Origin of the sequence: Roseivivax sediminis (assembly GCF_900112685.1) — a bacterium.
Classification (GTDB): domain Bacteria; phylum Pseudomonadota; class Alphaproteobacteria; order Rhodobacterales; family Rhodobacteraceae; genus Roseivivax; species Roseivivax sediminis.
The window spans coordinates 61,454-86,312 of record NZ_FOMS01000016.1; the positions used below are offsets into that span (position 1 = coordinate 61,454).

Below are 24,859 nucleotides of genomic sequence, written 5' to 3' on the forward strand. Positions count from 1 at the left end.
GCGGGCTTCGGGCCCGCGCCCGCGCATAGACGATGATGAGGAGAGCCGTGATGGCTATCACCGCTGCACAGGTGAAAGAGCTGCGCGAGATGACCGGCGCAGGCATGATGGACGCCAAGAAGGCGCTGACCGAGGCCGGCGGCGACATGGACGCCGCTGTCGACTGGCTGCGCACCAAGGGTCTTGCCAAGGCGGCCAAGAAGTCGGGCCGCACCGCGGCCGAGGGCCTCGTCGCCGTCAAGGTGGACGGCGGCACCGGCGTCGCGGTCGAGGTCAACTCCGAGACCGACTTCGTCGCCAAGAACGCCGAGTTCCAGACCATGGTGGGCGGCATCGCAACTGCCGCGCTGACCGTCGACAGCGTCGACGCGCTGGCCGAGGCCGACCTTGACGGCAAGCCGGTAAAGGATGCGATCACCGATTCCATCGCCAAGATCGGCGAGAACATGTCGCTGCGCCGCATGGCGAAAGTTCAGGGCGACAATGTGGCGAGCTACGTGCACAACGCCGCAGCCGAGGGCATGGGCCAGATCGGCGTGCTGGTGGCGATTAAAGGCGACAACGTCGCGTTCGGTCGCCAGGTCGCGATGCACATCGCCGCCGCGAACCCGGCTTCGCTCGGCGAGGCGGATCTCGACCCCACGGTGGTCGAGAAGGAGCGCCAGATCCAGATGGACATCGCCCGTGAATCCGGCAAGCCCGAACAGGTCATCGAGAAGATGATCCAGGGCCGGATGAAGAAGTTCCTCGGCGAGGTCACGCTGCTGGGCCAGGCGTTCGTCGTCGACCCCGACAAGACCGTCGAACAGGCCGCTGCCGACGCGGGCGTGGAGATCACCGGGTTCGTGCGGCTCGCCGTTGGCGAGGGCATCGAGAAGGAAAAGGAAGACTTCGCCGCCGAGGTCGCCAAGGCCGCTCAGGGCTGAGACGTCAAGCGCCATCCTGCGCCAATAGAAGCCGCCCCGATGGGCGGCTTCTTTCGTTATGAAACAGCTACTTGCAATCAGGTCTTCATGTCGGTCCCGGCCAGCCCCACGCGACATTGGGGATGAGTTCGGAGGCTGACCGGGTTGCGGTCGCCCGACGTCAATATCGCCGGCCGAACCGCCCGAGGCTAGTGCCGAGAAGATCGGAGAGCCGCGAAATTGCGCGGGTCCGATCCCCCTTGTCCCTGACCTTGCGGTCATCACTCACGGAACATGACAACCTTGGCAATTTGACGCCGAACGGGAAAGTACGGTTTTCCTGACCCAAGGTCACCTTGCGGTCGAATGACCGCAGGTAGCGCGCATCTCTTGCGTGTTGCGCCGTCAGAATTCGAGAACGAACATCTGGTTCTGGAAGGCCGCCTTGAGCACCGCCTGCGCCGTGGTGTCGACGTTCAGCGCCTCGCGCGCGAGGCGCAGGTGCTTTTCCACCGTGGCCTGTGTCAGACCCATGATCTGCGCGATATCGGCCATGGTTTTGCCGTCGCCGACCCATTCGAGCGCCTCGCGCTGGCGCTTGGTCAGCGCCTGGTTCGGCGGTGTGTAGGGCAGGGTGAGGATCTTCAGGTGAACGAGATTGTTCATCAGCACGATATCCTCGCCGCTTTCGGCCCAGAGTGTGTCGACCTCCGCCTGGCTCATCTCGGGCTTTGCGGTCAGGGCGATCGCCCCCTTGGCGCGGCTCGACACGGAACGGAAGGAGATCGAGTAGCCCGCCTTGACGCCTTGTGCGAGGTTGAAATCGAGCACACGCTTCTCGTCCGCGGTCAGTGTGCCGGAATCGACCATCTGGCGCAGCACCCGCCAGGAACAGGCGCCGTCGTTCTCCAGAGCCCAGCGGACCATGGGCGCATGGTGATAGAGCCGCTTTCCGACGAACACGTCGGTATAGCTCTGGTCGTGGTTTGTCAGCATCAGGAAATCGTTGGGATCGCCCAGCGAGGTCGGCGTGCGAAACCGGGTGAAGCCGTAGAGCAGGCGATCGAAGCCGTATTCGGCCATGCGCGTGCAATGCATGGCCCACAGCGTCTCGATGCTGTTGGCGTTCGTCAGGGCGACCATGTAGTCGCGGTCGCGCGGCGTCATCGGTTCTCACCTCGCTGCGGCGGCCTCCAAGCCGCCATCCGTCCCCAGGGTTCGTGTGTCATGGATAGTGGGACAGGCCGGGTCGTGTCCAGTGCGCGCGCGTCGAACTCGCTCCGGGGCGGTCCCCGGGCTCTTCAGGTCTATGGCCGAACGCTGTCGCGGCGTGCAAGACGTGCGGCGACGGGCAACTCGATGGCGCCGAGGTCGGCACCGGTGAAGATTGCGCCATTCGGTGTCAGCGCATCGCCGTTCATCCCGGTGTGATGCACTAGATTATTTACCATAATACTGATTATCGGATTAAAGCACATTGCGGGTGCGCGCTACCTTGAAGTGCGCCTCCGTTTAGAAACCAATGGGTTATCTAATCGGGAGAACGTGCCATGGGAGCCGTTTACACGCAACTCAACCTAAAAGAACGCCGTAGGAAAGACGATTGGTGGCACGCAAAGGTCCCTGCCTGTCCGAAAGATGGCGCGTGTTCTGAACCGGTCGAAATCGACCCTTCTTCACCGTGGCAAAGCTGCCCCGAGAGCGCGACATCAGCAGGATGACGGAGCACCGCCGCTACTCTCACAGCCAATCGGGGTCGCGGTTCGAGTGGCGCTCGCACCCCGCCGACCCTTGATGTGCCAAGGCATCTTACGGGCAGTGCTTCCATACCACCGGCCTCACGGTCGGTGCCGAGGACAGCATGACACAAATTTTTACTTGAAATCGATGCGAGATGCGCGACCCTTGTGGGCATATTTTTGACTAATTTTTCCCGTGCGATGCTGTTCGCGCAAGACTGGTGTTCTGTAACTTGGATCGTATTAATTGTTGCCCAGCGGCGGTTCCAGCCGGCCTCTCCGTATTCATGTCGGACTGGATTGCTGCCGCCCAAGGGAAATGTCTGCTCGAGACAGCGCTGAGACGTTTATCGCTTACGATGGATGCCGCGGTCGTAGCTGTCTCTCGGCTGGAGGGTTCGAGCGGAGACGCGAATGCCCGCATGGTCGTCTACGACCGCGTTGAGCCGGATGATCCGTCACCCCTGCCCCACATGCTCTCTTTTGCGTCGTATGCGCAGCGTCACGATCTGGGCACGCAAAGCAACGGGTCGGTACGGCTGACGCATCTTGGCGACTTCGCAGCGTCGCCGGTGCATCTGCAGGCCATGAAGGTGCGCGGTCTCGAATCCGTAATCGACCTCATGCTGCGTTCGGACGATGAAAGCATCGACTTTCTGGAAATAGGCTTCGCGTACCCCGTCACGGAAACGCAGGCCGCAGCGATCGAGGCAATCGGAATGCATCTTGCCGGCACGTGGCTGCGCCGCGTTCCGAGCATTTTCGCCGCGAACCTGAAGCTCGTCGAGCAGCGCGCAAGTTCCAGACGCCAGCTCCTCGATCCTCTGTCGTTCGAAAACCCTTACAACCTGACGCGCATGGAACACACCGTCGCACGGCTTGTCGCCGAAGGAGAGACGCGCGCCCGAATTCTGGAAAAGCTGAAAATCGGCAAGTCAACGCTGACCAGGCATCTGATCGGCATCTACGCCAAGGTTGGGGTCTCCTCCCTACGAGAACTCAGCCGACGGCTCGACGCCGACGGCAAGTGACCGGCCCGAAAAAGCCACCTCTCTTCCGTCTTATCCGGCCGAGCGCACCAGTCCGCGCCGCATGTGGTGACGTGCACAGATTTGCCCCGCATGACTGCGCCAACATCGCCGTAGGGTGTTTGCACTTTTTCTGGCACTCCGGCGGGCTAACTCCCGGGTGAAAGCCCGGTCGCCTCGTGCCCTGACCGGTCCATCGACACCCACGCGATTCGAGTATCGATGGCCGAAAGATTGACACAATTGCCCCGGCCGCTCGCGTAGAGACCGAATGTTAGCGCCGAGCAAAACAACTTTAACGAGAATTTTTCGAACACACCCTTCGTTCACAAACTTATTTTTAAATATTATACAGCCACTTAGATGACTGCCGGGATCTCCTTTGAGAAATTGACCGCCGACCGGGCGATTTCGGCGTATATTGGCTTTGTCGACCGCACCGGCAGTTTCATAACCAATTCGTTGACTGTGCGGACGCCCGGCTTCCGGACGTTAATCAAAACTTCTGAAAGTATAATGAGTACGTCTTTCAGGACTTAGATTTTGAGTGAGCAATTTTTAATTAGCCCGACGCCTGTGTCCGACAGGCGTCGGGTGCCTTCTGAAATTATCGTGAGCGGATGCGGATATGGCTCCAGAGCGGTGAAACCAGAAAAACCAAGATATCTTAAAAAGTCGTTAATACTCATGCGTTTCATCTCGACCTCCGATTATTTCTAGGCCTGTAGCCCGTACGGCGACCCAGATTCGGTCGTGTGTATCGGTGGCGGGCACCGGGTCTCATTCCCGCAAAAGGGGTCGGAAGGTCAAAGCACAGATAGGTATCGCTGCCGTGGCTCAGGCGCTGCGCGGCTGAATTCTTAGGAGTTTCGATGCAACTTCGGAGCCCGAACCGGACCAGGGAAATTGGTGTCGCGCCCACGCGCACGCTTTGCGCGCGGACCGCGTTCCATGCGTTTAAACTCAACCAAAACAGAACTCTAGCCGCCGTTCTCGTCGGGTTCTCAGCGCTTGCCCTGATGGGATGCAAATCCGAGGAAGCACGCGCCGTCGAACATCTTCAGCGCGCCGCAACGCTTCTTCAGGACGGCGAGGAGATGCGTGCCGCCATCGAATTCCGCAACGCGCTGGACCTTGCCCCTGACAACGTGGCGGCACGTCTCGACTATGCGAACCTCCTCCTGGCGCTCGGCGACACGGCGAAGGCCGAGCGAGAATTGGCCTGGATCTCCGAGTCACATCCCGACCTGCGGAGCCCACAGCTCCTGCTCGCTGACCTGGAAATGGAGCGCTCCGATTGGCAAGCGGCTCGGAAGCGTCTGGAGACCGTCGAGAAACGGCACGGCTCCGATGATGAAATCGCGCTGCGCGCGGTCATTGTGGAATACGCGACCGGCAACGACGACTCGGCACGCCTCGAAAGCCACAAGCAATTACTCGAATATCCCGATACCCTGCCCGGACTCGCGCTAAAGCACGCGGCGATCAGCGATGGCCATGCACGGACCGGTGACTATGCCGCTGCGCTCGCAGCCGTGGAACAGGGTCTTTCGGCTGAGCCTGACAACCTGAAGTTGCTTCTGGGCCGTCTTCAGTTGCTCTACAAGCTGGATGATCGCGCGGCCATCACTGAACAACTCCAGCGCATGGTGGCCATGCACCCCGAACTACGCCAGGTGCTGGTGGCCTGGCATATCGAGACCGGCGAACTGGATCAGGCGGAGCACTTGCTGCGCACCTCCCCGGACATCGACGACGTGCCGGCGCAAGCGGCGCTTCTGCGGTTCCTTGCGCAATACAGAGATCCGCAGTTCGCCCTCGACGAAATCGATGGGCTGATCGGCAAGGCCGGCAACACTGCCGCGCTTCGGGGATTGAGAGCCACCCTCGCCTTTGAAACCGGCGCCGAAGCGGAAGCGATCGCGCAGGTGCGCGCGCTTCTCGACGAGGCCGATGCCGACGACCCGATGTCCGATATGCGTTTCATCCTGGCAAGGATGCTGGACGCTGTCGGCGAACGGAGGGCAGCGTCGGAACAGCTCGACATCCTGATCCACGCGAGCCCAAGGCATGCCGACGGCCTCCTTTTGCGGGGGCGCTGGTATCTTGAGGCCGCACGCGCCGCGCCGGCGATCCGCCATGGCCGTACCGTGCTGTCGATGCGTCCGAACGACCCCGCGGCCCTCGCGCTTTTGGCCGACGCGCACGCGCTGGCCGGCGACGAGGCGCTTTCCACGGAAATGCGGGGGCTTGCGTTCCGCACGTCGGGGCATGCGCCCGAGGAAGCCCTGAGCTACGCCGATCACCTTGACCGGATCGGACAGGTCACTGCCGCCGTCGACATCCTCACGGCCTCGCTGGCTCATCACGACAAGGAGATAGGATTGCTCGACCGCCTGGGCTCGCTTTACATGCGGCGCGGCGAAGAGGAGCGCGCCACCGACATGGCGCAAAGGCTACGAGCGCTGGGAAGTCAGAGCGCGATACGTTCAGCCGACCTGATCGAACTCGAACGGATCGCCAAGTCCGGCACCGTGGACAACGCACTTCGCTATCTCGATGGGCATGTGAACACCTCCGGCGACAGTCTGTTCGGTCATGTCGCCCTCGTGCGCGCCTACCTCATTGCGGACCGCCTGGACCTGGCCCGGCGCACCCTTGATGTCGGTTTGCGCCGCGTGCCGGACCATCCGGTATTGCTTGCCGTGCACGCGCAGCTTCTCGCAGCGGAGGGCGACCCAGAGGGGGCAGTGAACGTGTACATGGACCTGATCGAACGGTCCGACACACCCGGCCGCCTCTGGCAGGAGGTCATCGACATCCGGCGCCGGCAAGGCGATCCGAAGAAGATTGAAAGCGCGATCCGTGCGGCGCGCGCTGCCGTACCGGACACCGCGGAGATCACCTGGGAACAGGCGCGTCATCTCGTGGAAACGGGCCGGCCAGCCGAGGCCATCGAGGTGTACCGCCGCCTCCTCGAAACGCACCCGGACAATCTGCCGGTGCGCAACAACCTCGCCAGCCTGCTGGCCGCGTCGGAGGAGCCGGGCGCGCTGGACGAAGCCGCCGCGCTGGCTGCCCCCCTCGCGGAGACCGACGTGCCCCAGTTCCTCGACACTTTCGGGAACGTCTCCTATCGGCTCGGCAAGCTCGATGCCGCCACGAAGGCATTGAGCCGTGCCGCCGCCCGTCTGCCCGGAGACTTCCAAGTGCAGATGAATGCCGCTGATGCCCATGCCGCCGCCGGCGAGACCGAGGCGGCCGGGGGCTACTATCGCGCGGCAATGACCGTGTCGGCAGAGGACCCGGATCAACGAGCACGCGCCGAACAGGCTCTCCTGGCTCTTGAAGGTCGTGAGGGGTACGCAAATTGACCTGGGCCGGTACGAGATCCGACATCCTTCGTCGGCCCAATGCAGCGCGACTCGCACAGGCTGCTCTGCTTGCGTCGACCGTAGCGGTGTTCTTCACCGGCCTGTCCGAGCTTGCCGAGCAATGGGCCACCCCGACTTTCTCGCATGGTCCGGTGGTCCTGGCCGTGTCGGTCTGGCTCTTCGGACGAGCCTTGCGAGACGACGCCGCGGCGCATCGCGACCCCCCGTTTCGCACTTCCCGGCTGGGCGTGGCGCTTGTGGCGGGCGGACTTGTTGGGGGTCTGGCGGGCCGGCTTGTCGGGATCGGCGACGTTGCGGCCTACGGCCTGCTCCTCTGGGCGGTGGGCGCCATCCTTGTCGTCTTCGGGCGCGAACGGACGGCGCTGCTCTGGGTCCCGCTTTCGCTTCTTGCTTTGGCGCTGCCGCTTCCCGAATTTCTCTACTGGAAGTTGACGACGGTCCTGCAGGACCTGTCGTCCCAGGTGGCGGTGGAGATGGTCCGGAGCCTCGGTCTGCCGGTCTATCGCTATGGGAACGTCATCGACCTCGGCCCCTACCAGCTCGAGGTGGCGGAGGCCTGCGCCGGGTTGGAGTATCTACTTCCGACAGTCGTGTTCGCCGTGCTCTTCGCGACGCTGGCCAATATCCGGTTCTGGCAACGTGTCCAACTCGTCGCGCTGGCGGCGCCTTTGGTCATCTTTCTCAACGCGCTACGGGTGACGGTGATCGCCCTTCTTGTCGATCGCTACGGCCCCGGAATGGTCGAGGGTGGCATCCATGCGATGCAGGGCTGGGTCATGCTTCTGGCGAGCCTTGCCATTCTCGGCACCCTGCCCTTTCTGATGCGCGCCGCCGGGCCGTCCAGAGGATCGACAACGCCTGTATATGCGCTCGACCTTTCCGGCCTCGGCGACGTCTTCACCGCCCAGCCAGCAGCCCGCACCATGCCGAGATTGATCGGTCTCGCCGGTGGCAGTCTCGTCGCCCTGAGCCTTATGCTGCCGATGCCGCCCGCGCGCGTGGAGGCGCCGCCCCGAGCGAGCTTCGCAACCTTCCCCGTGGCGCTCGGCTCTTGGGACGTGCAACCGAGGACGCTGGATCGATGGACGATCGACACCCTCGCCGCCGACGATTATCTCGATGCCGCGCTGTTTCCCGCCAGCGGTGGCGTGCCCGTCCACCTGTTTGCCGCCTATTATGCCGACCAGAACGCAGGGACCGGCATCCACTCACCGAAGGCCTGTCTGCCGGCAAGCGGCTGGGAGATTTTCGAGATCGGAGAGACCGGCCTCGACCTTCGAGACCTCGGATATGGCCGGTTCTCGGCCAATCGCGCGATCATCGCCCGCGGAACCGAACGGCAACTTGTCTATTACTGGTACGAACAACGCGGCCGGCGGATCCCGAACGAGTTCGGCATGAAGATCTCGAGCATCGCCGACGGCGTCACGCGGGGCCGACGGGATGGCGCCATCGTGCGTTTTGCCACCCCGATCATGCCCGACGGCGGCACCGAGGCCGCCGAACGCCGACTCGACGATGCCATGCGCGCCGCCCTTGTCCAGATGCCGCAATTCGTACCCTTCTGACGTGTTTTCCAAGACCCGCCCATTAGAAAAAGGTTCTTTCAATGTTGCATCCCATCATCCTCTGCGGCGGTGCCGGATCGCGCCTCTGGCCGAGTTCACGCGCAGCCTATCCCAAGCAATTCGCGAAGATCGTTGGCGATGCGTCGCTTTATCAGGAAACCCTTCAACGGTTGGACGCCGCCGGTTTTTCGTCGCCGGTCGTGGCGACGGCGGAAGAATTCCGCTTCATCGCCACCGACCAGGCCTGCGAGATCGGACTGAACGGGCTGCGCGTCCTGGTCGAACCCGAGCCGCGCGGCACCGCAGGGTCGGTCCTGTGCGCGGCGCTCATGATCGAGGACGATCCCGACGCCGTATTGGCGATCATGCCCACAGGCCACATGGGCGGTAGCACCGCGCAGTTCCGGGAGCTGATCCGGACAGCGGAGATGCGCATCGAGCCCGGAATGGCCGTTCGCCTGTGCACACCCGCCAAGGAGACCGTATCGGCACCGGTACTCGAACTGGCGCGGAGCGCGGACGGTGCGGACGGGTCGGCGGCCGTGGCGGCCCGGCCGCAGGTGACACAGCGGGCGCCGGACGCTCGCAGCCGGCACGTGGCGACGACACTCATCCGGCGCGGCGACCTGATCGCGGCGTGCGAGGCGCATTCCCCCGACCTGCTGGAGGCTTGCCGGCAGGCGGTGTCCGAAGGCGATGTCGATCTCGGCTTCTATCGTCTGGAGAGAGCCGCTTACGCAAAGGTCCCACGGCTCGTATTCGACGACGTGCTGGGCAGTTTCCCCGGTGACACGGTCGATGTGCCGGTCGACCTGCGGTGCAACGAACTGGCCGACTGGGACGCGGTCTGGGAAACCCTGGACCACGACCGCGACGGCAACGCGGTGACGGGCGAGGCGCTGTCGGTGGGCTGCCGCGACACGCTCCTGCGTTCGGAGGAAGACGCGATCCGCGTGGTCGGTGTCGGCCTTTCCAACGTCGTCGCCGTGGCCATGCGAGACGCCGTGCTCGTTGCGGATCGCAATCACCTCGACCGGTTGCCCGAGGCGATCGACCGGCTCTCCGGGATCGGCGCCAAGCAGGCGCACGATTATCCGCGCTACCACCGCCCCTGGGGCTGGTACGAGACCGTCGCGCTCGGCGAGCGGTTCCAGGTCAAGCGGATCATGGTCAAGCCGGGCGGCGTTCTGTCATTGCAAAGCCACGTGCACCGGTCAGAGCACTGGGTGGTCGTGGGCGGCACGGCCCGCGTGACAGTCGGCGACGAGGTGAAACTCGTCCACGAGAACGGCTCCGTCTACATTCCGGCCGGCGAAGTCCACCGCATGGCCAATCCCGGCAAGGTCCCGATGTACCTGATCGAGGTGCAGACCGGCCCGTATCTCGGCGAAGACGACATTCAGCGCTTCGAGGACATCTACGACCGCAGCTAGGGCATCCGGGTTCCAGACAAATTTCATCGTATTCCATTTGAACGACATTTTTCGGGGGGCGGAAAATGACACTTGCGACCACCACCTCGGCGCGGCCGACGCGCGTGCTGGCCGTAGCGTCCGCCGGCGGGCATTGGCAGCAGCTCATGTCGCTGCGCGGCGCGATGCGCGATTGCGACCTCATGTTCGCGACCACGCTGTCCGGTCTGCCGGAGGAACATGGCGCTTCGCCGGCCGTGATCATCCCGGACTGCAATCGCGCCGATTTCTGGAGAATGCCGTGGTGCGCCCTCGTGCTCGCCTATTGGCTCGTGCGCTTTCGCCCGCATGTCCTGATCTCCACGGGAGCCCTGCCCGGCGTGATGGCGCTGTTTCTGGGCAAGCTCATGCGCGCCAAGACCGTCTGGATCGACTCTGTCGCCAACGCCGAGGAGATGTCCATGTCGGGCCGGATGGTGCGCCACACCGCAGACCTCTGGCTGAGCCAATGGCCGCATGTGGCAAAGGCGTCGGGCGCGCGTTACGCCGGGGCGATCCTATGATCTTCGTCACGGTCGGCACGCAGCTGCCATTTCCGCGGCTGATCGAGGCGGTCGACAGATACGCCGCGGAATTCGGAGAACCCGTCGTGGCGCAGGTCGGACAGGACCACGAGCCGCGGCAGCATATCGAGACGCACGACATGATCCCGCCGCAGCGCTTCGACGAGCTTTTCCGCTCCGCCCGCGTCATCGTTGCCCATGCCGGGATCGGCACGATCCTCTCCGCCAAGAAATACCTGCGGCCGCTGGTGGTGATGCCCCGGCGGCATGACCTTGGCGAACACAGGAACGACCACCAGCTCGCTACCGTCCGGCACCTGGGTAACGTGACCGGGATTCACGTGGCCCAGGATTGCGCGGACCTGTTCGCGCTATTGTCACAGCCCTGTCTGACACCGCCGTCCGACACGCTCGGCCAAAGTCACATCGCGCTGCTCGACACGCTTTCGGACTTCCTCCGCACCGCGGGCCCGGCTGCGGCGGCGTCACTAGGGCCGCCAGCCGAAGTTGCGCCGAACCCCAACGAAGAATAGCGTTTCGGTATCGGCGCCCTGGCTTTCGGTAAGGGTCCGCTTGCGGCTCACCCGCGATACCAGGTCGGTGTCGCGGGCGAACGTGCGGCGCACCTCGAGGCCGACTTCCAGCCGCTCCACATCGTCCGACTGGTCCTGCGGAAACTCCCATTCGCGGTAGGCCATTTCGAAGCCGAGCGACGACAATTTGCCCAGATCGCGATCATAGCCCACTTCGAGCGCGCCGACGAACGCCTCGTCCCCGAACGCGTCGGCCTGAACCGCGCGTTCGAGCCGCACCTCGTAGGACGACGTCGGAAGCTCCTTGCCGTAGCCCACGCCGAGAATCGGGTCGACCTCACCGTCCTCACTGCGAGTGACACCCAGCGACCATGTCAGATCGCCGAGCCGCAGCGCGCGCTCCCGTCCGACCGCAAGGTCGACGCGCGTGCCCTGGTTTGTCAGCCGGCTCGCCACGTCCATACGGTAGAGGCCGTCGCGCACCTGCCGGACGAGGCCAAAATCGAAGATCGGCGAATAAGCGGTTTCGGTCTCCGCGCCGACTTCGCGGGACTCGTACCAAGCATAGCCATAATCCAGCGATACAGACAGCGCCGCCGAGACGTCGTACTCCGCCCCGAACCCGAGTCGATACGAGTCGCGGTCGGTGCCTCCGTCGAGCGTGTCGGTCCGTTCGGCCTCCCCGGAGAGGCGCAGGTCCAGAACGTCGCTGGCGCGGAACTGGACGTCCGCGGCGACCGCGGTGGTGTCGAAATCCAGGAGCGTCGCTTCTCCGAGATCGCTGTAGCGGATCTGGCGGCGCGAGGCTTCGATGCTGCCCTCGATGGGCGTGTCGATCCCGAAGGTGAGGCCGAGCCCCTGCCCGTAGGTCGTTCTCGAACCAACGCGAGCGACGAGTTCATCGGAGTCGAGGTTCTCCTCCGGCACCACCGTTCCGACGTCGGTCTTTCTGTAGCTGGCAGACACTTCCAGCAACGACCGCGCGCCACGCCGCGTGTAGCGGAGCTGCGCATTTGGATCGACGAGCCCACCGGTCTCCTCCTCGCCCTGCCCCTCGGTCTCGAGCGCGGACTGGAAGGAAAAACCGAGGGTTTGTGTGCGCGTCACGGAACTGGCGGTCAGGCCGAGATCGCTGCGAAACCGGGTGTGCGCGTCCTCGGAGATCAGGCCGGCCCCGAGTGTCAATCCCATACGCAGGCCGGCATCTTCTTGCGAGAAGACAGGAGGGGCCAGAACCGAGACCGAAAGAACCGCTGTTCCAACGACTTTCGCTGTCTTCGTGACGTGCATTCCGCGTCCCTACTCGAACAACCCGCGCTCCGGAACGAGGATGACGTCGCCTTCCTGTAGAGCGATGTCTCGTTGCAGGGCCGCCCCGCGCGTCAGCGCGCGATAGTTGATCGTGTAGACGTTCTGCGCAAACGTTAGCGGATCCGTCCGGCGAAGCTGGACGCGCTTTGTCGCGGCAAAGGGCGTCAGCCCCCCCGATTGCGCGAGCGCCTGCAGGAATGTCGTGCCAGGGGCGACCTCGATCTCGCCGCTCGCCTGGACCTCGCCCATGATATAGATCGAGATCACCGGGTCGGGTTCCGGCGGTGCGGGCGGAGGCGCCGGTGTCGGCGGCGCGGGCGGAGCCGGTTCGACCCCGACGAAGACGCTGGGCTGTTCGTTGAAGTTCGGCGCGATGGCCGATGTTATAGCCGCGCCGAGCTCTGCGATCGTGCGGCCGGCCGCGGGGACCGACCCGGCCCAGGGGAAGCTGATGCGACCGTCGGGCAGCACGGTCACCGACCGGTTCAGCGACGGATCCTCGAGCACCTCGACGGTGACGGTGTCGCCGCGCTGGATACGGTATTCCGACTGGCTGGCCGCAAGACCCGGGATCGCAACCAGGATCACGAGGAGGACCATACACCTAACGTAAGTCATGACAATGCTCTGCGCTTGTTCGTTGTCACGACCTTGCCGAAGACGGGCGCATGGCCAAAGCCTTCACGGCGCCTTCGGCGAGATTCGCTGCGAAGTGCGCTGATTCGACAACGGCCTGCCGCCACGCGGGTCAATGTCCGGTACAGCGCAGCACCACCGACACCGTGCGTGCCAGAAGACTCATATCCCCCGAAAAGCTTAGGGTCTCCGCATATGCGTCGTCGAACCGGGCGCGGGCCGCGAAGCTGGTTTCGTTGCGTTCGGTGACCTGCCAGTTCCCGGTGATTCCGGGCCGCAGCTCGTAATAGCTCTCGCCCGGGTAAAGGCTCCGCTGCTGCTGCATCATCGGTCTGGGCCCGACCATCGACATGTCTCCGATCAGCACGTTCCAAAGCTGCGGCAACTCGTCGATGGAGCACTTGCGTATGAAACGCCCTACCCTTGTCACTCTCGGGTCCATCTTGAGCTTCTGCGTCGTGTCCCATTCGTGTCGCGCGGCCGCGTTTTCGTCGAGATGCTGCTCCAGAACCCGTTCAGCGTTCGGGATCATGCTTCGCAGTTTCAACATGCGGAACGTGCGGCCGCCGCGACCGACCCGCATCTGCGTGAAGAAGGGGTTGCTCCCATCCAATGCAATCAACAGCGCACACAGCACGATGATGGTCACTGCAACCGGCGCGCAGATCACGACAAATGTCACGTCGAGCGCGCGTTTCAGAAAGGTTTTGTAGACTCCGCTCCCAAGCGCTCGTCTGGATGACAGATCAGCTATCGCCCCTTCCGGCAGAAGCGCGATGTCAGACGAGTGAGCCAAACCGTCAAGCGTGTGATCCGCGCCGGTGCGATCGATAGAATCGAAAAACGACACAATAAATTCCTCCGTCAAAGAACTCACCCTTCCGCCCGATCGAGAAGCGGAAGGTCAATAATGACCGGCGGGCATGCTGACCCGCCTGCAGAAAACCGGGTGCGAAAAGCGCGGTCCCGGGACATGAAAAGTTCGTGCTAAAAACTCGTTAATTAATACCGCAAGGCGGCGATGTTGCCAAGTGCCCTGGCTGTCATATTTCAGCCCGGCTTCCGGCCTTTTGGCGCATCCGGGCGCGCTGAACGCGTTGCGGCACGAACGATCTGCCGCAACTTTCATCGCTCGCAGGGAAGCCTACGGGACGATGCCTATCGCCGGACACATATGCCTCGATCGGCCGGGACCGACGCGCATATCGGGCGAGCATTCACAACGTTGTGCGGCTCCCGCGCTTGCCCCCGCCTGACACATGAGCCTCGACGGGCCAGCCGCGCGAGGCTATCACCAAGGCTCAGACACGGACCGTATCGCAGGCGCAAGCACCTGGAACGCGCAACGGTCCAGCGAGGAGCTTCTGTGACGGACGATCTGGTCAGGAAAAACTTCGGGCTGCGCGGCAAGCCGTTCTCGATGACACCCGATCCGGACTTCCTTTACTGGTCCGCGGCACATCGAAATGCCCACACGGTTCTGAATTACGGGTTACTTTCGGGCGCCCCGATCACCGTCCTTACCGGCGAGATCGGGACCGGCAAGACCACGTTGATCCGCAAACTGCTGAACGACATGTCGGAGGACATGCATCTCGGCCTCGTCTCCAACGCGCATCGGGATCGGGGTAACCTTCTGCACTGGATACTGAATGCGTTCGACATCCCGCTCCCGGCGGGTGGGCATCACGTGGCCGAGTTCCGCGCCTTTCAGGACCACCTCGTGGAGACGTTCGCGAAAGGAACGCATACGGTCCTCGTGATCGACGAAGCGCAGACGCTGGGTGTGGACCAGCTCGAAGAGCTGCGGATGCTAACCAACGTGAACTCCGGCAAGGACGACTTGCTTCAGCTCATCCTTGTCGGCCAGCCGGAATTGAGAGAGATTCTGTCGGCACCCCAGCTGACGCAGTTTTCGCAGCGGATTTCGGCGTTTTTCCACCTGCGCGCGATGACCCCGATCGAGACGGAGAGCTATATCCGCCACAGGCTCGTCTGCGCCGGCGGCACGGGCGAGGAGATCGACGCCGCCGCGATCGCCCGGATCGTGGAGATGTCGGGCTGCATTCCGCGCTTGGTGAACCGGGCCTGCGATCTTTCGATGGTCTATGCCGCCGCCGACAGCCTGCCCAAGGTCACCGAAGACTTGGTCAGCGCGATGCTGGCGGACGGGCTGTTTCTGACGGCGGACAGACGCGAGCCGAAGACCGCGCCGTCCGCCGGCCACCCCGGCGACGCCTAGGCCGGAGCCGCCGCGAAGAGATGTTCGCCTGCCGGCAGCAGAGCCGATCAGAAGATGAAGTCACTCTCTGGCAGCGTCTCGGCCACGCCTTCGACGCGGATGGAGAGCGCGTCGGCGCCGTCTCCGGAGGATATGAGAAGGTCGCCCCCCTCAACGGTCTGTGTCAGATCATCCATTGCAAGGCCGGTTTGCGCGAAGCTGAGCATGTCGACGCCCTCATCGAAACCGCTCACGACGATCTCGCCGCCATCCGCGGCATCGGCGTCGAAGAGAAAGACGTCGCTTCGGCCATCCTCGACAACACGGTAATCGACGATTTGGCTCTCATAGATCGCGATATCCGTGATTTCGCCGTCGAACACCTGCGTGAAACCCGCCTCACCCGACTGGCTTGCCCAACCGTTCGCGCCGACCTGCAGGTAATTGTCGTTTCCGGCCCAGCTTGCGTCGAACTCCGCCTGGTCGACGATTTCCCCGTCGAGCATGAGCGAGACCATGCCGTCTCCGAAACCGATTTCGACCGCGTGGTCGGTGTTCCGCGACACCGGCGCGGTCAGGGCAACCTCCCCGTCCTCGTTCTGGAACCGTGCGACGATCTCACCCTCGTTGATGTAGCTCGTGAAGTGATCCCCGTTTCCATAAGCGTCGCGGCTGACCAGCCCCTTCTGACCGCTCGTGGAGTCAGCGTTGAAACGGAACTGGATGGTTCCCGCCTCGATGGCCAGGCTTTCGTCGTGCGGGGCTTCAAGCACGTCCCACGGAGCATCGATCTCGCCGCCGGCGGAACGAAAGACCAGGTGATCCGTCGGCGTTCCCCCGGACGCGGAATCGGAGACGTCTTCGTCCGTCGGCTCCGTGTCTACCGCCTCGGCTGATCCGTAGATCGCGACATCCCTGATTTCACCGTCGAATACCTGCGTGTAACCCGCGTCGCCCGGCTGGCTCGCCCAACCGTTGGCGCCGATCTGCAGGTAGTTCTCGCTCCCGGCCCAACTCGTATCGAACTCCGCCTCGTCGGCGACTTGGCCATCGAGGATCAGCGCCACCGTTCCGTCTCCGAACCTGATATCGACCGCATAGTCCGTGTTGGGCGAAACCGGGGTGGACAGGGCGACCTCGCTGTTTTCGTTCTGGAAACGCGCAACAAGCGCCCCATTGTCGATGTAGCTCGTGAAGTGGTTCCCGTTGCCGTAGGCATCGCTGCTGACGAGGCCCAGCTGACCGCTGACGGTCTCGGCGTTGAAGTCGAACTGGATTGTGCCCTCGTCCAGGTCGAGACTTTGATCGGGCGCAATCTCCATGACGTCGGACGCGGACGAGATCCTGCCGGCCTCCGCGAAGAACAGAGCTTCCGCTTCCCCCGGCGTCTCGCTTGCGTTGTCCTCGACCGGATCTTCTTCCGGCTCTTCGGGTTCAGGTGCAGGTTCGGGTTCAGGTGCAGGTTCGGGTTCGGGCGACGGTTCAGGCTCGGAGTCGCCCCCGTCCTCCCCTGACGACCAACCACTGTCGGTGATCGTGCTCAATCGATCCAACGCGCCGTAGCCCGAGCCGAAATCGATGGCCGAGCTGTCGACGGGAACGAAATCCTGCCAGACATCACCGTCGCCGGAGAAGATGTTGCCGAAAAAGTTCGCGTCTGAAGGTGACTTAGAGTAGGTGAAGTTGTTCCCGAGGCTGGCGCCCCCGTCGTTACCAATTCCCCCGCTGACATTGCCCTCGACAGTGGCTTGCGAGGTGTTTCCGACCATCCTGATCGTGCCGCCTGTCGCACCGTTTTCCACCGGCCACGGGAGTAGCGAGTTGTTGCGCACCACGACCCCGGCCGCGCCGTCACCGTCGAGCACGAAAATCGCATTCGGCGACCCGACCGAAAGCAGGTTATCCTCGATCACGATATTGCGATAGCCTCCGGCGCCCGGATCGGAAATGAAGATGCCCTGGGCCCAGAGATTGCCGCTGCTGTCGCCGGTGGCCGGATCGTCGTAGAAGTGGTTGCCGCGGATCGTCAGGTCGTGCGGCGTGCCGCTGTCGCGACCGAACATCTGGAAAAGATCCGAATGCACGTATGTGCCATCGCTGTATTTCACCGGCGCGGTGTCGGAGAAGACGTTGTTCTCGATCAGGCCATCATGCGAGTTGCCCATGATTCTGAACATGTCCGCGACCACATCGTGCATGCGGTTGTTCACGATCTCGAAGTTCCGAGATTCCTCGATGAACAGCCCGTGGTGACCACCGCCGATATCGTTGCCTTCGAACCGGAACCCCTCGGAAAAGAACACTTGGGAGAAGCCGGCCAGCCGGGAATTCAGGACGTCGACGTCGGCGACGTTGCGCAGCGTCAGCTCACCGTTTACGGTCAGCCCGTCGAGGGACATGTTGCTGCCCCGCACTTCCAGGTCGCCGAAAACGGCGCCGCCAGGCTCTGCGGAGGTGAGCCGAACCTCTGACTCGTAGTCGCCGTTGATCGTTACGTTGCCGTAGTTACCGCTCTCCAGGACAAGGACGTCGCCGGATGCAGAGCTGTCGATCGCGGCTTTGAGTTCTGAAGCGTTGCCAACGTTGATCGTTGCCATGTATCGTGTTCCTGTGCTGTAGACACACACAGTCGCTTCGGCGGACCAGTCGGGTCCCCGATTGAATACAGCAAGTGACTAACTGCCCGCCCGAACGCGAAAAACGTCCCTTGCCGGCCGTTCTGGCGTCCCGTGAGTGATGCGACGCGATGTTACTGCTGCTGACGACTGCAGTTTCTGTTGGGTGGTTAGGTTCGCTCGTGGTTGCTTTTAACGCCATGCACGCTTCTGCAAGAGACGATGCCGGGCGTGTCTTGCGAATCGTTTAACAGAAGGCCCGAAGGCTGGCAAAAGCACGGTCAAGACACGGCAGATTGTTGCCGGTGGCCTGATGCTTAACCGCGTCACATTGTTTTTTCTGAATAATTTATGTCCGACGACGCCCGTTTCGCCCCGAAGGCGCAGGCCGGAGCGTGTCAGCCTGCCGGCGGCCGGGCGACGATTTCGCGCACAAGGCGCGGCATGCGCTTCCCGGCCCATCCTGCCATCCACGCCAAGCCGCGCAGTCTCTGAGACCAGGTCAGGTCCTGCATGAAAAGGATGCGGGCGTGCTCGGTGACAAGCCTGCCAAAGTACCTGCGTCCGGCGTCGGGGCGGGCTGAATCGAACCATTGGCCACGCTCGCGCAATTCCAGCGCGCGGACGGAACGGCCGCCATGATCGCGCGAGAAGAACTGGACCTCCGGCATCTGCAAGAGCGGCCCCTGCAACACGATCTGAGCGATCAGGTTCCGGTCAGATCCGATATAGCTGCCGATCAGGTTGCTCCTTTCGAGCACCGCGCGCCTGGTCAGACAGAATACGGAAAAGCAGAAATGACGTTCGGAGACTGCGTTGACGTAGCGACGAACCGGGTCCGGATGGTCGAACACCGCATCTTCATAATCGTAGGTCGATACGAACTGGCCGTCCTCGTCGATGATCTCGATGAGGCTGTGGCAGGCGGCCGCCTCAGGCCGCGCCTCCAGCAGGTTGACGCAACCTTCGACATATCGCGGCCCGATCAGGTCGTCGTGTGCAAGCCACTTGAAGTAGGTTCCGCACGATAACTCGAAGGCAAGGTTGAAGTTCGGTGCAGCGCCCAGGTTCCGTTCGTTCCGGACATAACGCACGCGGGCGTCCCGATCGGCCGCGGCGCGGCAGATCTCTTCGGTCCGGTCGGTCGATGTGTTATCGCAGATGATGAGCTCGAAGTCGGTATAGGTCTGCGCGAGCGCGGCATCGATCGCCTGCGCCACGAAATTCTCGCCGTTGTAGACCGGCAATCCGAGGCTGACTTTGGGCATGGGTACACTCTCGTCTGTGGTTGTCATCTCAGGGCAGCGTCGGGAATGGTCTTTCGGTCGGTGGTGTCGTGCCGCATCCACCCTGTGGCCGGAGCCGCGCGTGCCAGAAGCCTGCTGCGCGCCGCCGGCTCGAGTCCGAATACGAGGATCGCAAGACCGAAGGCGACGGCACCGGCCGCGCCGCAGGCGAACAGCTCCACCCAGCTCTCGATCGTCACGAGAAACCGCATGCCGATCCAGACCCCGGCGCCCACCACGGCCGGCACCAGCCCCGGCACCAGCGTGGATGCGAGAAACGCGCTGAACCCGGCACCGATCAGGCGCAGGTTGAGCCACCAGAAGTAGAGCAGTTGCGAGGCGATGGTGACGAGGGCGAGCGCCGCCGCCATGCCGATGGCCCCTGCCCCGTACCAAGATGCAAGGGCGAGCATGATGCTCAGGCCCGCCGCCTGCGCGATGAAGGCCGGCAGGTAGAACGCCCGCACGCGCCCCGTCGCGAGCGCGGTCATCGCCAGCAACGCCGTGGCCTGGTTGACCGGAAAGATCGACATGAACAGGATGATGACGAGTGCCGCTCGCCCGTATTCGTCGCCGATATAGAGGCGCACGAAGATGTCCGAGAAGACGATCGCGGGTGTTGCGATCAGCATCGACGCCCAGAGCGCATAGCGTCCGCCGCGAAGGACCGTCGTCGCCAACCGCACTCTGTCGCCAGTGGCGTTGAGCGCGGTCACCACCGGCAGAAGCGGGCCGATCGCGGTGATGATGAGCATTTCTGTCTGACGGTAGAGCGTCGCGCCGAGAAAGAAGCACGTCACGTCCATCGGCGTGCCGTGCAGGTTGAGGATCAGCGTCGCGGCATTGGTGTACATGATCCCTCCGAGCTGACCCAGAGATGTCCAGATGCCGAACGAGGTCAGTCGCCGTGCCACAGCGAAACTGGCGAATGCGCGGTCAAAGGTCAGCTCCGGCACCAGCCTCCGCGAGCGCCATACCGCGACGGCCGAGAGAACAAGCTCGGAGATCGCCGTCGCAACGACGACCCAGACCACGGCGGGACCTGCGAGAAGAAAGAACAGCGTCAGCACCGAGATCCGAAGCAGCTCCCGCCCGATCTCGAGAATGTTCAGCTCCACATAGGCCTGGCGGATCTGGAAGCCGAGCGTGAACGGCGAAACCAGCATCCGTATGCCGTAAGTCAGGACCAGCAGCGCCATCATCGCCCGGGCCTCGACTTCGGACCCCACGGGGATCTTCAGCACCTTCTCGACATTCAGTGCGAAGGTCAGGCCGACCATCCAGAACAGCGCCACGGCACCGATAAGGACCGGAAGGACGGAAGAGACGACCCCGCGCACCGCGTCGAAATCGCTGCGCGCGTAAGCGTCGATAAGAAACCGCGCCATGCCGCCGGTGAACAGCGAAAAGAACAGCGGCGCCACGACCATAACGGCCATGACAACCGGGTAGATCGCGAATTCCTCCGTCGGCAGGCGGTTTACCAGGTACTGAAACAGCCAGACCAGCACCGTCACGCTGAGCAACCGGTTGGCGACCGAACTCGCCGAATTGACCGACACCAATCGCCGCGACAGCACGATGGTGCCGGCGCGGTCCGGTTCGCGGCCGTCAGCTTGCTGGGGGGTGCCCTTCTCCATAGGCTTAACCGGCCACGATCCTGAAATCCGGGTTCAGTCCCATGGACCGGACCCGCGTCTCGATCTCATCGGCGTAGAGCGCGTTCGAGATCAGCACGAGGTCGGGCGCGATCTCCGCCAATTGCTCCGGCGCGACGACTGGCAGGGCCATCCCGGGCGCCATGAGCCCATGTTTCCTGGGATTGAGATCCACGAGCGCGGAGATCATCCCGCCGGCTTTTCCGAGGGCATTTCCGAACGTGATCCCCTTGGACCCCGCACCCCAGATCACCGCAGATCCCGGCCGGCCGGTCAGCTCGTCGCGCCAGGTGCCGAGAATACTGCGCGCCGTGCGCGAGAAGGCATCGGCGTCCTCCAGGGTCGCGGAGACGTTGTCCGGCAGCCAGTCGGGCTGGGGCTCGCCGGGACGCGCTTCGACCATGAGGAACTGGCCCCCGTAGCCCTCCGCGACGGAGACCGGGACGAATCCGGCTCTGCGGAACGCCGCCGAGATCGAGGGCGCGGTCCAGTAGCAGACGTGCTCGTAGATCACGTCCCACATCGATACCGTCCGCATCATCCAGTCGGCGTTCGGGACCTCGAAATAGACTGGCACGTCGCGCGCGCCGATCGCGCGGCGCAGATCGGACAGCATCTCCATCGGCGCGTCGAGATGCTCCAGCACGTGCCGGCAGATCACCGCATCGAAGGGGCGCGTCACGTTGCCGGCCGTGAAATACTCCGGCACGATCTCGACCCCTGCCTGTTCTGTGAAGGGGGTCTCGCGCGACTTCATGGAGGGGTCGTAGCCCACGGCCTCGGCGACGCCGCGTTTGGCGAGAAGATCGAGCATGTGACCGTCGCCGCATCCGATCTCGACCACCGTCCGGCCGGACAGGTCGAACCGCGCGACGAGGTTGTCCGCGAGCGACTCAGAAAAGCTCCGGAACGAGGGCGAGAAATGCAGGGCATTCTCGTATCCCGTGGAATAAACCATTCTGTCGGGATCGAACGAGACGTTCCAGATCATCGCGCAGTCGGGACAACGATGCAGATGGATGTCGCCTACGGGGGCTGAACTGGCCGCCGACCTGTCGGGCCAGAGCTGATTGCAAAGGACCGGCACATCGACCAGTTCGAAGATCTCCGCCGGTCGGCTCGATCCGCAGACAATACACTCGACCATGAAATGGCCTCCGGAAAATGCTTTTCGTATATGCGCGGCCCGATCGGACCGCATTATCCGCTATTCAAATCGGGCGCCGCGCGGACTTCGCCATGCGGCAGTGGAAAATTGTCTTCCGAAGCTCGAGCGGAAAAAACGGCCGGCCCGTGATTGTCGCCGCGGAAGGCACCTCGTTTATGCAGCATAAGCGACGCCCATACAAACGAAACCGCGACGCCACCGGCGTTTTCGCAACGGGGATCTGCGGAACCGCGTCGATTTCGGGCAGCTCATGCAATCAGATCGTCGGTAAAGCTGAACATGCCTGCCGTCAGCGATAACCCGTACGACTCATGCAGGTGCCCGACGAGTTCGGGCTCAGCGCCTCCGAGGCGCCAGATCGCGGTGCCGGGCGGCAGCCCCGAAGGATCCTCGGTCAGCGCGTAGTCCGCGGCCGAACCGTGAAGCTGCACGCGGTCCTCGGTCGCGTCGAAATCCCAGACGAAGGCATAGTCGGCCATGCCCGCCGTGGCGGCGAGTCCATCGTCGTAATAGGCGCGCGACGCATCGCCCAGGACGAACGTATCGCTGCCTCCCCCGCCGGTGAACACGTCGATCTCTCCCAGCCCGGATGTCGGATCGGACGCGGTGACGGCGATCAAGACCTCCGCCTCGTCCGAGCCCGACACGATGTCGTCGCCGGTGATTTCGCTCACGAGAAGGTCGCCGAAGGACACATCGTAGTAATGTGCGTTCAGATAGATCCCGCCCGTGGCCGGCGCCTCGTCGAGCGAGAAGGTCTCGATGCGATCGAGCGACCAGGCGGTGGGTTCGGGCGTGCCCTCTTCCCAGATCTTCATGGCGTAGCGCCGATCGTAGATGCCCACCTGGTGGACCTCAACGATGATGTTGTAGGTTTTGTCCTCCTCCAGCGAGACATTATTGTTCACGCCGAGATACTCGAAGAAGTCGTGATAGGAATGCGCTTCCAGCCGCTCGGTATAGAAAAAGGCCGCGCCGGGGTGCCATCCCGATTTCGGCTGAAGGTCCGGGATCGGATCGTCGGTGTGTCCGCCCCAGAGCATGCCGATGGCGAACGCTCCGCCATCCCGGCCGAGCGGATCGACATTTTCCAGATCGTGCGTCGTGACCGTGGTCTCGAGGCGATAATTGTCCCAGCCGGAATCGCCGACGACCAGAAGCCGGTCATATCCCAGATCGACCGGCCGAACCCCGTCGGGGCCGATCGCCCAGGTACCGTCGACCACCTGGACGACGTCGCGCAGGTCCGCGACCTCCGACCAGTCGATCGCGTAGTTGCGCGGCCAGTCCTCGCCGTCCTCGTAGGCGACCGTCACGTCGCGGGACACGGTCGTGCCGTTCGCGAGAGTCGCGACCAGCGTGACAACGTCGTCGGCGGCGCTGCCATCGAGCTCCGCAAAGGCAATATCGACGTTGAAGTCGCCCGACTCCTGCAGCCGGCGGGTATCGGGGCCGATCGAAAGCGGCCGCACCGCGCCGCCATTGAGCGTGTAGGATAGCTCGGTGACTTCGGCGGAGACGTTGCCGAGAATGTTGATCCAGGTCTGCCCCTCGCCGGGAGATCCGAACGTCTGCACGTCGCCGTACCACACCTCGATCACCGGAACGACATCCAGGTAGACCCACGCCTCGTCGGTCGCGGTGCCGTCGCTCAGGATATAGGAGAAGCTGTCCGTGCCCTCGAAGTCTCGATCCGGCGTATACGTTATCGTCCCGTCGCCATTGTCGATGGCGGAGCCGTGCGAGGCCGGCCCGGCCAGGGTAACGCTCAGCACGTCGTCGAGGTCCGCGTCGGTATCGTTCGCCAGCAGGTCCGCCTTCGACAGGACGATCGCGCCCGAGCCCGAGAAGCTGTCGTCCACCGCCACCGGCGCGTGGTTCTGGGGCACGTAGGACCCGTCCTCGATCCCGATCGGGTCCGCCGCGCTCTCGAAATAATCGACAAGCGCGGTGTAGCCCGGAACGTCGGTGCCGTAGGACGTGCTTCCCGCGAAGACACCGACTTCGGTGACGTCCATTGCCCGGACGAGACTGAAAACCTGCGCCCAGTCACTCGACCCACCCCCGCGCGTCTCGAACGTGAAGGCATCCCCGACCCTGGTGACGCGGAATTCCTCGACCGTGCCGGAAGGCACGGTCTGGAACAGGGGAAAGGTCGTGCTGCCGTTCTCGATCGTCCCGACGATCAGCGACAGACGGTCGCCGGTATAGGCAAGGTCGAACCTGATCCAGTTGGCCTCGTCCTCGATCACCAGCAACCCGTGTTCCTGGAATTGCTGTGACGGCTCGCTCAGAAAACCGGCCGAGATCTGAAAATCGAGATCGAGCACGGCCTGCGTGAGACGCGGTGCAGTCAGGACGTCGGCGGCAGTTACCTTGACGCCCTCGGGTGACGTGATGGTGGCGAGCGCGTCGGGGCCGAGATATCCCAGCCCCGCGCTCCCCGCGATGCCCTGGAAAACCCAAGCGGGATCCAGCTCGCCCGACGCGAAATCGTCGGACACCGCGCCGAATTCACCGACCATGACCGCCACCGTGGCGGTGTCGGTCGCGGTGCCGTCGCCGACGGTATAGGTGAAGCTGTCGGGGCCGGCATAGCCGGCCGCCGGGGTGTAGAGCCAGCCCGACGCCGTCCCGGTCAGCGTGCCATGCGCCGGCGCCGTCACCGACAGCACCTCCAGCGGATCGCCGTTGGCGTCGCTGTCGTTGTCCAGAAGCGCCGCCGCGGTGATCTCCAGCGCGGTGTCCTCGGGCGTCGCGAAGGCGTCGTCCGCCGCCTCGGGCGCCACGTTCGGCGGGCTGTAGCCGCCGTCCTCGTCCA

At 63.5% G+C, this 24,859-nt stretch carries 17 protein-coding genes; 8 read left to right on the forward strand and 9 right to left on the reverse strand.

Features of this window, described 5'->3' with window-relative positions; translation table 11 throughout:
* Positions 1 to 50: 50 nt before the first annotated feature.
* A complete protein-coding gene (gene tsf / locus F3H57_RS19620) occupies positions 51 to 926 on the forward strand; it encodes a translation elongation factor Ts (RefSeq protein ID WP_149758225.1) in 876 nt (291 codons plus the stop codon).
* A 384-nt stretch (positions 927 to 1,310) separates the two neighbouring features.
* Here tsf and F3H57_RS19625 read toward each other — a convergent pair whose 3' ends face one another.
* Positions 1,311 to 2,072 (reverse strand): helix-turn-helix transcriptional regulator, encoded by a 762-nt coding sequence (locus tag F3H57_RS19625; protein WP_149758227.1) that lies wholly within the window; start codon positions 2,070 to 2,072, stop codon positions 1,311 to 1,313.
* A 994-nt stretch (positions 2,073 to 3,066) separates the two neighbouring features.
* On the opposite strand from F3H57_RS19625, the gene F3H57_RS19635 reads away from it, so the two are divergent.
* The 6 genes from F3H57_RS19635 (at position 3,067) to F3H57_RS19660 (ending at position 11,143) form a co-directional block, all read left to right on the forward strand.
* Positions 3,067 to 3,675, forward strand: coding sequence for a helix-turn-helix transcriptional regulator (locus F3H57_RS19635; RefSeq protein ID WP_188129759.1), 609 nt, complete (start codon positions 3,067 to 3,069; stop codon positions 3,673 to 3,675).
* A gap of 869 nt (positions 3,676 to 4,544) precedes the next feature.
* Positions 4,545 to 7,046, forward strand: a complete 2,502-nt coding sequence (locus tag F3H57_RS19640; RefSeq protein ID WP_149758231.1) for a tetratricopeptide repeat protein — start codon at positions 4,545 to 4,547, stop codon at positions 7,044 to 7,046.
* The gene (xrtD, locus tag F3H57_RS19645) at positions 7,043 to 8,635 is read left to right on the forward strand and encodes a VPLPA-CTERM-specific exosortase XrtD (RefSeq protein WP_149758233.1); all 1,593 of its coding nucleotides are present in this window, start codon (positions 7,043 to 7,045) and stop codon (positions 8,633 to 8,635) included. Before F3H57_RS19640 ends, xrtD begins: the two co-directional genes overlap by 4 nt.
* Before the next feature lie 41 nt (positions 8,636 to 8,676).
* Positions 8,677 to 10,068 (forward strand): mannose-1-phosphate guanylyltransferase/mannose-6-phosphate isomerase, encoded by a 1,392-nt coding sequence (locus F3H57_RS19650; protein WP_149758235.1) that lies wholly within the window; start codon positions 8,677 to 8,679, stop codon positions 10,066 to 10,068.
* A 65-nt stretch (positions 10,069 to 10,133) separates the two neighbouring features.
* On the forward strand, positions 10,134 to 10,610 hold the full coding sequence (locus tag F3H57_RS19655; RefSeq protein WP_149758237.1) for a glycosyltransferase family protein: 477 nt from the start codon (positions 10,134 to 10,136) through the stop codon (positions 10,608 to 10,610).
* A complete protein-coding gene (locus F3H57_RS19660; protein ID WP_188129761.1) occupies positions 10,607 to 11,143 on the forward strand; it encodes a glycosyltransferase in 537 nt (178 codons plus the stop codon). Before F3H57_RS19655 ends, F3H57_RS19660 begins: the two co-directional genes overlap by 4 nt.
* On the opposite strand, the gene F3H57_RS19665 is transcribed toward F3H57_RS19660, so the two are convergent.
* From F3H57_RS19665 to F3H57_RS19675, 3 genes are all read right to left on the reverse strand, one after another.
* Positions 11,099 to 12,334: a hypothetical protein gene (locus F3H57_RS19665; protein ID WP_149758241.1), complete on the reverse strand. Its 1,236-nt coding sequence runs from the start codon at positions 12,332 to 12,334 to the stop codon at positions 11,099 to 11,101. The two genes, F3H57_RS19660 and F3H57_RS19665, sit on opposite strands and share 45 nt — an antisense overlap.
* Before the next feature lie 108 nt (positions 12,335 to 12,442).
* Positions 12,443 to 13,054: a polysaccharide biosynthesis/export family protein gene (locus F3H57_RS19670; protein ID WP_223163161.1), complete on the reverse strand. Its 612-nt coding sequence runs from the start codon at positions 13,052 to 13,054 to the stop codon at positions 12,443 to 12,445.
* A gap of 148 nt (positions 13,055 to 13,202) precedes the next feature.
* Positions 13,203 to 13,958 carry a sugar transferase gene (locus F3H57_RS19675; RefSeq protein ID WP_223163162.1) on the reverse strand — a complete coding sequence of 252 codons (756 nt, stop codon included), beginning with the start codon at positions 13,956 to 13,958 and terminating at the stop codon, positions 13,203 to 13,205.
* 498 nt (positions 13,959 to 14,456) lie between these two features.
* On the opposite strand from F3H57_RS19675, the gene F3H57_RS19680 reads away from it, so the two are divergent.
* A complete protein-coding gene (locus F3H57_RS19680) occupies positions 14,457 to 15,332 on the forward strand; it encodes an ExeA family protein (protein WP_223163163.1) in 876 nt (291 codons plus the stop codon).
* A 47-nt stretch (positions 15,333 to 15,379) separates the two neighbouring features.
* Here F3H57_RS19680 and F3H57_RS19685 read toward each other — a convergent pair whose 3' ends face one another.
* The 5 genes from F3H57_RS19685 to F3H57_RS19705 form a co-directional block, all read right to left on the reverse strand.
* Positions 15,380 to 17,908: a LamG-like jellyroll fold domain-containing protein gene (locus tag F3H57_RS19685; protein ID WP_149758244.1), complete on the reverse strand. Its 2,529-nt coding sequence runs from the start codon at positions 17,906 to 17,908 to the stop codon at positions 15,380 to 15,382.
* Positions 17,909 to 18,324: 416 nt separating this feature from the next.
* The gene (locus tag F3H57_RS19690) at positions 18,325 to 19,194 is read right to left on the reverse strand and encodes a glycosyltransferase family 2 protein (protein WP_188129762.1); all 870 of its coding nucleotides are present in this window, start codon (positions 19,192 to 19,194) and stop codon (positions 18,325 to 18,327) included.
* A gap of 23 nt (positions 19,195 to 19,217) precedes the next feature.
* Positions 19,218 to 20,852, reverse strand: a complete 1,635-nt coding sequence (locus tag F3H57_RS19695; RefSeq protein ID WP_149758248.1) for a lipopolysaccharide biosynthesis protein — start codon at positions 20,850 to 20,852, stop codon at positions 19,218 to 19,220.
* A gap of 4 nt (positions 20,853 to 20,856) precedes the next feature.
* Positions 20,857 to 22,017, reverse strand: a complete 1,161-nt coding sequence (locus F3H57_RS19700) for a class I SAM-dependent methyltransferase (RefSeq protein ID WP_188129763.1) — start codon at positions 22,015 to 22,017, stop codon at positions 20,857 to 20,859.
* Between the two features lie 269 nt (positions 22,018 to 22,286).
* Positions 22,287 to 24,859: cadherin-like domain-containing protein (locus F3H57_RS19705; protein WP_149758252.1), on the reverse strand; the 2,573-nt coding region annotated here is incomplete at its 5' end.